We start from the raw sequence: 8,920 nt of genomic DNA on the forward strand, positions 1-8,920 counted from the left end.
GCCGGCCGGCCATGCCCTGCCTCACCCCCGCAGCGCCGCCTCCGGCCGCCGGGCCCAGTCGGGCGCGTGTTCGGGCAGCGGTCCGAGCGCGACGAGCCGGGCGGGCACGCCCTGCAGCACCGGGAAGCGCTGCAGCAGCCGCAGCGGGAGCGGCAGGGCCGAGGTGGGCGCCACGGTCTTCGGGTCGACGGTGTCGTCGAAGGTCGGCATCGGCCCGGCCGGCACCGTCGCGGGGGCGTTCTCGAGCACGGGGCCGGCGATCAGCGCGCGGTGGGCGAGCTTCTGCACGCTCTGGACGACGACGGTGGGCCAGTAGCGGCGCCGCTGGACCCGGTGCAGCAGCGCCCGTGGCACGATCCCGCCACTGCGCAGCGCCGGGGCGAGCAGCCGCGCGGCGGCCACGGCATCGGCCACGGCGAGGTTGATGCCCACACCGCCGACGGGCGACATGGTGTGTGCCGCGTCGCCGATCAGCAGCAGCCCGTCGGCGTCCCAGCGACGCATCCGGTTGAGCTCGACGTCGAGGAGCTTGACGTCGTCGAACGACTCGAGCGCGGCCAGCCGCTCGGACATCCAGGGCAGCAGCCCCGCGATCCGGCGCCGGAAGGCCTCGATGCCCGCGGCCCGCAGCGGTCCGTCGCTGCCCTTCTTGATCAGGTATGCCACCTGCCAGTAGTCGCCCCGGTCGATCAGCACGGCGAAGTGGCCGGTGGACAGGCGCAGTGCGGCACCGCTCGGGTCATTGTCGAGGCGGGGGAGCCGGAACCACCAGACGTCCATCGGCACGCCGAACGAGCGCGCCCGCATGCCCGCCGCGGCGGCGACAGCAGATCCGCGCCCGTCGCACGCCACCGTGACCGAGGCGCGGATCTCGTGCTCGCTGCCGTCGACGCGGTCGCGGTAGCGCGCTCCGACGACCCGGCCGCCGTCGCGCAGCAGCCCGGTGAACTCGGCGTTGCGCCGCAGCGCGAACGTCGGCTCCTGGGCGGCGGCATCGGCGATGAGGTCGAGGAAGTCCCACTGCGGCACCATCGCGACGTGCTGGTGGGCGCCGGGGAGCCGGCGCATGTCGGCCAGCTCGGCGGTGCCGGCGTCGAGCTGCACCCGCATCCGGGTCATCGCGCGCTGCGGGATGGCGGCGAACCGCTCGCCGAGCCCGAGCTCGTCCAGCAACGTCAGTGTGGACGCGTGGACGGTGTCGCCGCGGAAGTCGCGCAGGAAGTCCTCGTGCTTCTCCAGCACCGTGACGTCGACCCCGCCGCGGGCCATGAGCAGCCCGAGCACGAGTCCCGCCGGGCCCCCGCCGACAACGAGGCAGGTCGTGCGCTCGTTATTCACCATGGGATGAATAATACGCCGATGGCACGACGTTCGGGTAGTCCCCCGTTGGTACCGTCGTCACCAGCACCGACGCCCTCACCCTGATCGGGCCCCGGCCCGGAAGCGAGACCGACCACCTCATGCTGGAGCGCCCCGTCCTGGACCGCGGAGTCATCGATTCGCTGTTCCCCGCCGACCTTCCCGAAACCTCGCACTGGGAGCAGCGCTACCCGCCACGGACGCTCCCCGACGGCGCGCAGATCACCCGCTTCGGGCCGTCGCCCACCGGGTTCGTGCACATCGGCGGCATCTACGTGTCGATGATCGATCGCGATGTCGCCACGCACTCCGGCGGCGCGTACATCGTGCGGGTCGAGGACACCGACCAGTCCCGCGAGGTCGACGGCGCGATCGCCCAGTTCGACCGTGCCGCCGAGTACTTCGACATCGCCCCCGACGAGGGCGGCCGCGGCGACGGCGAGCGCGGCGACTACGGGCCCTACTTCCAGTCCGAGCGCGAGTCGATCTACCTCAGCTACGTTCGCGAGCTGCTGCGGGACGGGCGGGCCTACCTCTGCTTCGCGACGAAGGAGGAGCTCGCCGACATCTCCGCCCGCCAGCAGGCGCGCAAGTTGCCCACGGGCTACTACGGCAACTGGGCGATCTGGCGCAACGCCACCGCGGAGGCGGTCGCGGAGAAGCTGTCGGCCGGCGCCCCCTACGTGGTCCGGTTCCGGGCGCCCGACCTCACCGCCAACGCGCGGGTCCGGTTCACCGACGTGATCCGCGGCGAGCTGGAGCACGAGGCCAACCGCAACGACACGGTCATCCTCAAGTCCTCCGACCAGTCACCGCGGCTGCCCACCTACCACTTCGCGCACGCCGTGGACGACCACCTGATGCGCACGACGCTGGTGATCCGTGCCGAGGAGTGGATCTCCTCGGTACCGCTGCACCTGCAGTTGTTCGAGGCGCTCGGGCACGAGCCCGTGCCGTACGCGCACATCGCACCGCTGATGAAGCAGATCCCCGGCGGCAAGCGCAAGCTCTCCAAGCGCAAGGACCCCGAGGCGGGCGTCGACTTCTACATCAAGGCCGGCTACCCCGCGGCCGCCGTCCTCTACTACCTGCGTGGCCTGGCCAACGGACGACTGGCCGAGGTGCCGCTGGACGAGGCGCTCGCCGCACCGATCCGGCTCGACCAGTGCGGCGTCGCCGGCCCGCTCGTCGACCTGGTCAAGCTCGAGGACATCAGCGCCAACCACATCGCCACGCTCACGGGCGAGCAGATCGTCGACGCCGTACGCACCTGGGCCACCACCTTCGATCCCGAGATCGTCGGGGTACTCGACGCGGAGCCGGAACTCGCACTGCGCGCGCTGGCCGTGGAGCGCGAGGGGGTGCCCAACCCGCGCAAGGACCTGCGCAAGTGGTCGGACTTCCGCGACGCCTACGGGTTCTTCTTCCCCCGGCTCTTCACGCCGCTGGCGGGCCCCGGCGACGAGCGCGTCACCGCCAACCTGCCGCTGGACCCCGCGGTGGTCTCGGCGGTCGCCCGCGACCTCGCCGACACCTATCAGCATCTCGACGACCCGAGCGAATGGTTCGACCAGATCCGCGAGATCAGCGCCAAGAACGGGTTCGCGCCCAATCCCAAGGAGTTCAAGAAGAACCCCGAGGCGTACCCGGGATCCATCCGGGAGGCCTCCCAGTTGCTGCGCCTCGCGCTCACCGGATCCACCCGCAGTCCCGACATGCACGCCATTACCCGCGCGCTCGGATCGGACGAGGTCCGGCGCCGGATCAGGGCCCTCGCCGTCGAGGCGTGAGAGCAGCACCACAGCGCAACCACGCACCCCGTTTCCGCACTCCGCATGGCGCCCGACGTGCGGAAACGGTGTGCAGCGGCGCTTGTCGGCGGGAGTTTCCCCAGCTCATGGCTGTGGTCCGGGCCCGGTTTGGAACCGCTCGGCGGCCTCGGCTAGACTACTGAGCGCAGGACACGGGCGGCGGTTCCCCGGTTGGGAGCCGCGAACGCACGTGATTCTTTGGGGTATGGTGTAATTGGCAACACGGCTGATTCTGGTTCAGTTGTTCTAGGTTCGAGTCCTGGTACCCCAGCGGTAGGCGCAGCAAGACAGTTTGATACGATAATCAGCGTCACCACGGCCCCGTCGTCTAGCGGCCTAGGACGCCGCCCTCTCAAGGCGGTAGCGCGGGTTCAAATCCCGTCGGGGCTACAACGAGAATCCCGTTCCGGTTTCCGGAGCGGGATTTTTCGTATGTCCGGGTTCGGGCAGTACAACGAGCGAGGCCCCGCACGTCACCTCGGGTGACGGGCGGGGCCTCGGTTGCTCTCGATCAGCCGCCGAGCAGGGGCGGCGCCTTGCTGGTGGGCACGCCCGTTGGCGGCGTCGTGGTGACGGGCGGCTTGGAAGTGGGGGGCGGATTCGTGGTGGCCGGCGGGTTCGTCGTCACCGGTGGGTTGGTCGTGGCAGGAGCCGGTGTCGTGGTCGGCACGGGCACCGGAACCGGCGGCGGGTTCCGGACCGGCGGCTTGGTCGGCTGGCGGTCCTGAGTGGGGGGCACGTCGGCCGAGCTGGTCGGCTCGGTGGTCGGCACATCCGTCGTGGTCGACGGTTCCACGAGGCTGGGAGCGGGTGACTCCGAGCCGGTGGGCGTCGTCGCGGCGTTCGTCGGCCACCAGAACACGGCGGCGATCACCGCGATGGCGGCAGCCGCGCCTCCGATGCTCACCAGCAGCGCCGGGCTCCTGCTGGTGTTGCGCCTGCCGAACTCGCCCTCCGCCGCCTGGTCGTACTCGAGGCCGGGGCGCTCGGGGAACGCCGACGGCGGTGGCTGCCGGGGCGGGGCCGGCGGCGGGGGCATCCGGGCCGGCATGGCGCCGGACGCGGCCACCCGCTGCGCGGGCGGTGCACCCGCGTAGGCACCGGTGGAATTGACGCGACCGGGCAGCGGACCCGTCGGACGCAGCGCGGCCGGCGCGCTCCCCGTTGCCGAGCCGAGCGCGGCAGCGCCCATCCCGGCGGCACCCACAGCTCCCATCGGCGCCCGTGTCGGACCACCGACCCGGGGGCTCGGCACCTGCGGATCCGCGAGTGCCACCTGCGGCATCAGCGAGAGCGCAGCGCCCTTGGCGATGGCGTTCTTCGGGTCGGCGTCGACCGCGACCGGGCGGCCGAGCTGCTCGGAGACGAGCTGGCCGACCAGCGGGATCCGCGACGAACCGCCGACGAGCAGCACCGTCGAGAGCTGTTCGGGGGTGAGCCCAGCGGACGCGACGGCGCGCCGCAACGCGGCGACCGTCTCCTCCACCTTGGGCCGGATCATCGCCTCGAACTCGCTGCGGTGCAGCCGTACCGAACCGCGGGCACCGGGGAGCATCACCGGGATCGAGACCTCGGTGTCGCTCGAGAGCGCCTCCTTGGCCTCGGTGCACTCCCGGCGCACCGCGGCCACGGCGGACAGGACCGCGGGGTCGTTCTCGTCGAGCTCCTGGAACGCCTCCGGCATGCCGGCGATGACGTGCTCGAACACGACCTCGTCGAAATCGACGCCGCCGAGCCGCTCGATGCCCTCCGGGCGGCCCATGAGGCTGAACCCGCCGCTCGCGTCCTTGTGCACGATGGCGGCGTCGAACGTGCCGCCGCCGAAGTCGTAGACGGCGATCGTGGAGCCCGGCTCCACGCGCTCGGCCGACGCGTAGTGCAGCGCAGCGGCCTGCGGCTCGGCCAGGAACGACACCGGCACGCCCTGGTGAGCGAGCGCGTTGCCCAGCAGGTCCAGCTTGTGCTTGCCCCACGAGGCCGGGTGCGTGACCGCGACCCGGGTAGCGGGGCCCCCCTCGCGCTGCCCGGTGCGGTCCACCACCCAGCGGGCCAGCCGTGCCGACAGTTCCTCCGGTGCCCAGCCGCGACCGGCCACGACAACGGGTGTCGGGTCGCCGATGCGGCGCTTGAACTCGCGGACGACGTGGTCCGGGTCGGTCGTCGCGCGCCGCTCGGCGGATTCGCCGACGATCACCGAGCCGTCGTCGCCGATGTAGAGGACGGACGGCACAGCACTCGACCGATCGCCCAGATTGACCACCTCGGTCTCGTTGGCACGCACGCCCGGCCGGCCGATTGCGGCGGCGGTGCGGGTGGTGCCTACGTCGATGCCGAGCAGGTAGCCCTTCGTCACCCTTCTTCGCCCCCATGACTCTCTGTCGTCCAATGACCCTGTGTAGTCCATCGGGCGAGTAGGAGGTCACGTTAGCCGGGTTGCGGTACGACTATTGGGGCGGTGTCGATCACTGTCCGAGTTCGATCAGTGACTCGATCAGGTGATCAGAGGCGATGCTGGAGCGCTTCGGCGGCAGCCAGCAGGTCGGCGGCCCATCGCACGCCGGGCCGACGACCGATGCGATCGACCGGCCCCGACACCGACACGGCGGCCACGACCTGGCCCGATCCGTCGCGGACGGGTGCCGAGACGCTGGCGACGCCCGACTCCCGCTCGGCCACACTCTGCGCCCAGCCGCGCCTGCGCACGTCGAGCAGGGCCCGTTCGCCGAAGGTGGCATCGGCCAGCAGTGTGCGCTGAACGGCAGGTTCGGCCCAGGCGGCGAGCACCTTCGCGCCCGATCCCGCGGTCATGGGCAGCCGGGAACCGACCGGAACGGTGTCGCGCAGCCCGCTGGCGGGCTCGGCCGTGGCCACGCAGACGCGCTGGATACCGTCGCGACGGTAGAGTTGGACGCTCTCTCCGGTGATGTCGCGCAATCGCGGCAGCACGGCGCCCGCGGCCTCGAGCAGCGGGTCGATCCCGCCCGCGGCGAGCTCGGCGAGGGTGGGGCCGGGGCGCCAGCGGCCGTCGGAGCTGCGGTGCAGCAGCCCGTGCACCTCGAGCCCCACGGCGAGCCGGTGGGCGGTGGCCCGCGGCAGGCCGGTGCGCTCGCACAGCTCCGCCAGCCCGCAGGGCTCGGCCGCGACGGCCCGGAGCACCCCCACGGCCTTGTCGAGCACGCCGATGCCGCTATGCTGTCTCACAACTCGATACTATCTTCCCGACATGTGGGAAGTCCAATCGGGTGTCCAGTCTGAGGAGGCGGTAGGCGTGGGACGCACGCTGGCAGAAAAGGTGTGGGACAGCCACCTGGTACGCAGGGGAGAGGGCGCCGAGCCCGACCTGCTCTACATCGACCTGCACCTGGTGCACGAGGTCACGAGCCCGCAGGCCTTCGACGGGCTCCGGCTCGCCGGCCGGCCGGTGCGACGGCCCGATCTCACCCTCGCCACCGAGGATCACAACGTCCCGACGCTCGACGTCCTCGCGCCGATCGCCGACGAGGTCTCGCGGCTGCAGGTGGAGACGCTGCGCCGCAACTGCGCGGAGTTCGGCGTCCCGCTCTACCCGATGAACCACGCCGAGCAGGGCATCGTCCACGTCGTGGGGCCCCAGCTCGGGCTCACCCAGCCCGGCACCACGGTGGTCTGTGGCGACAGCCACACCTCCACCCACGGCGCGTTCGGCGCGCTCGCGTTCGGCATCGGCACCTCCGAGGTCGAGCACGTGCTCGCCACCCAGACGCTGCCGCTCAAGCGGTTCAAGACGATGGCCATCACGGTCAACAGCGCCGACGGGTACCTGCGTCCCGGCGTCACGAGCAAGGACGTCGTGCTCGCGATGATCGCGAAGATCGGCACCGGCGGCGGCCAGGGCTACGTGCTCGAGTACCGCGGCAACGTCATCGACAACCTGTCGATGGAAGCCCGCATGACGATCTGCAACATGTCGATCGAGGCAGGCGCCCGGGCCGGCATGATCGCTCCGGACGAGACCACGTTCGCCTACCTCGACGGCCGCGACCACGCGCCGACGGGCGCGGCGTGGACCGAGGCGGTCGCGGCCTGGCGCGAGCTGCGCACCGATGATGACGCCACCTTCGACGCCGAGGTCGTCATCGACGCCGACGCCCTCACACCGTTCGTCACCTGGGGCACCAACCCCGGCCAGGGTCTGCCGCTCTCGGCCAACGTGCCCGACCCGGCCCAGATCGTCGACGAGGGCGAGCGCGTCTCCGCGGAGAAGGCGCTGGCCTACATGGGCCTCGAGGCCGGCATGCCGCTGCGCGACGTCCACGTCGACACGGTGTTCGTCGGCTCCTGCACCAACGGCCGCATCGAGGACCTGCGGGCCGCCGCCGAGATCATCGGTGGACGCAGCGTCGCCGAGGGCGTGCGGATGCTGGTGGTGCCCGGCTCGATGCGCGTGCGCTTCCAGGCCGAGGCCGAGGGGCTCGACAAGGTGTTCACCGCGGCGGGCGCCGAGTGGCGTTCCGCGGGCTGCTCGATGTGCCTGGGCATGAACCCCGACCAGCTCGCTCCCGGCGAGCGCAGCGCGTCCACATCGAACCGCAACTTCGAGGGCCGCCAGGGCAAGGGCGGCCGCACCCACCTCGTGTCCCCGCTCGTGGCCGCGGCCACCGCGGTCCGGGGCACCCTGAGCTCGCCGGAGGACCTGGTCTGATGGATGCCTTCACCACTCACACCGGCATCGGCGTGCCGCTGCGACGGTCCAACGTGGACACCGACCAGATCATCCCGGCCGTGTACCTCAAGCGCGTCACGCGCACCGGCTTCGAGGACGGGCTGTTCTCGGCGTGGCGCAACGACGAGAGCTTCATCCTCAACCAGGAGCCGTTCAACCGCGGGTCCGTGCTGGTGGCCGGCTCCGACTTCGGCACCGGCTCGTCGCGCGAGCACGCCGTCTGGGCGCTGATGAACTACGGCTTCCGCGTGGTCATCTCGTCGCGCTTCGCCGACATCTTCCGCGGCAACTCGGCCAAGGCCGGGCTGGTCGCGGCCCAGGTCGCCCAGCCCGACGTCGAGCTGCTGTGGAAGCTGCTGGAGAACGAGCCGGGCACCGAGGTCACCGTCGACCTGACCGAGAAGACAGTGCAGGCAGGCGACCTCACCGTGCCGTTCGAGATCGACGAATACGCCCGCTGGCGGCTGCTCGAGGGCCTCGACGACGTCGATCTGACGCTGCGCCACGCCGGGGACATTGCCGACTTCGAGGCGTCTCGACCTGCGCGGCTGCCCACCACCACACCCGTGTGATGGTCGCCGGATCCGTTGCGGCGCAACGGATCCGGCGGCACCCGTCCGGTGGATCCGTTGTGCCACAACGGATCCACCGAGCGCGCCTAGTGGCGCGCGGCCCTGAACAGGCCCTACGGTCATGGGTATGAACAAGACACAGCTCGTGGACGCGCTTGCGGAGCGCCTCGGCGACCGGCGCACCGCGGCATCAGCGGTCGACGGGTTGCTCGAGACCATCGTCAGCACCGTGCAGGGCGGCGACTCCGTCTCCATCACCGGCTTCGGCGTGTTCGAGAGCCGCGCCCGCGCGGCCCGCGTCGCACGCAACCCGCGCACCGGTGACACCGTCGACGTCGCCGCCACCACCATCCCCGCCTTCCGCCCCGGCACCGGCTTCCGCAACGCGGTGAGCGGCGAGTCCAGCACTCCGGCGCCGCGCACCACGCCCGCACGCCGCGCCCGCGCCGCCGCGCCCGCCGCCGGGGCTGCCGACC

Annotated in this window: 7 protein-coding genes and 2 tRNA genes; 6 read left to right on the forward strand and 3 right to left on the reverse strand. The window is 71.6% G+C overall.

All coding sequences use genetic code 11. From position 1 onward, the window contains the following. Positions 1 to 21: 21 nt before the first annotated feature. Positions 22 to 1,341, reverse strand: a complete 1,320-nt coding sequence (locus ACFPFQ_RS23230; RefSeq protein WP_379622225.1) for an FAD-dependent oxidoreductase — start codon at positions 1,339 to 1,341, stop codon at positions 22 to 24. Positions 1,342 to 1,460: 119 nt separating this feature from the next. Here ACFPFQ_RS23230 and ACFPFQ_RS23235 point away from each other — a divergent pair, with 119 nt between their 5' ends. The 3 genes from ACFPFQ_RS23235 (at position 1,461) to ACFPFQ_RS23245 (ending at position 3,560) form a co-directional block, all read left to right on the forward strand. Further along, positions 1,461 to 3,149: a glutamate--tRNA ligase gene (locus tag ACFPFQ_RS23235; protein WP_379622227.1), complete on the forward strand. Its 1,689-nt coding sequence runs from the start codon at positions 1,461 to 1,463 to the stop codon at positions 3,147 to 3,149. Positions 3,150 to 3,369: 220 nt separating this feature from the next. After that, a tRNA-Gln gene (locus ACFPFQ_RS23240) sits at positions 3,370 to 3,441 on the forward strand. Between the two features lie 46 nt (positions 3,442 to 3,487). Continuing rightward, positions 3,488 to 3,560, forward strand: a tRNA-Glu gene (locus ACFPFQ_RS23245). A 121-nt stretch (positions 3,561 to 3,681) separates the two neighbouring features. Here the strand turns inward: ACFPFQ_RS23245 and ACFPFQ_RS23250 are convergent. Together ACFPFQ_RS23250 and ACFPFQ_RS23255 are read right to left on the reverse strand one after the other, a co-directional pair. Continuing rightward, on the reverse strand, positions 3,682 to 5,523 hold the full coding sequence (locus tag ACFPFQ_RS23250; RefSeq protein ID WP_379622229.1) for an Hsp70 family protein: 1,842 nt from the start codon (positions 5,521 to 5,523) through the stop codon (positions 3,682 to 3,684). Between the two features lie 146 nt (positions 5,524 to 5,669). Next, positions 5,670 to 6,371, reverse strand: a complete 702-nt coding sequence (locus tag ACFPFQ_RS23255; RefSeq protein WP_379622231.1) for an IclR family transcriptional regulator — start codon at positions 6,369 to 6,371, stop codon at positions 5,670 to 5,672. 67 nt (positions 6,372 to 6,438) lie between these two features. On the opposite strand from ACFPFQ_RS23255, the gene leuC reads away from it, so the two are divergent. The 3 genes from leuC to ACFPFQ_RS23270 form a co-directional block, all read left to right on the forward strand. Then, a complete protein-coding gene (gene leuC / locus ACFPFQ_RS23260) occupies positions 6,439 to 7,851 on the forward strand; it encodes a 3-isopropylmalate dehydratase large subunit (RefSeq protein WP_379622233.1) in 1,413 nt (470 codons plus the stop codon). Next, positions 7,851 to 8,444, forward strand: coding sequence for a 3-isopropylmalate dehydratase small subunit (leuD, locus tag ACFPFQ_RS23265; RefSeq protein ID WP_379622235.1), 594 nt, complete (start codon positions 7,851 to 7,853; stop codon positions 8,442 to 8,444). The genes leuC and leuD overlap by 1 nt, the downstream gene beginning before the upstream one ends. Before the next feature lie 127 nt (positions 8,445 to 8,571). Then, positions 8,572 to 8,920, forward strand: a 349-nt coding sequence (locus ACFPFQ_RS23270; RefSeq protein WP_379622237.1) for an HU family DNA-binding protein, incomplete at its 3' end; no start/stop codon positions are given.

It is taken from the genome of Pseudonocardia sp. GCM10023141, assembly GCF_042653605.1.

Excerpts from the sequence above, each read along its gene's own strand:
- ACFPFQ_RS23235 (WP_379622227.1), top strand. The coding sequence starts at position 1,461 with ATGCTGGAGCGCCCCGTCCTGGACCGCGGAGTCATCGATTCGCTGTTC.
- ACFPFQ_RS23230 (WP_379622225.1), bottom strand. The coding sequence starts at position 1,341 with ATGGTGAATAACGAGCGCACGACCTGCCTCGTTGTCGGCGGGGGCCCG.
- leuD (WP_379622235.1), top strand. The coding sequence starts at position 7,851 with ATGGATGCCTTCACCACTCACACCGGCATCGGCGTGCCGCTGCGACGG.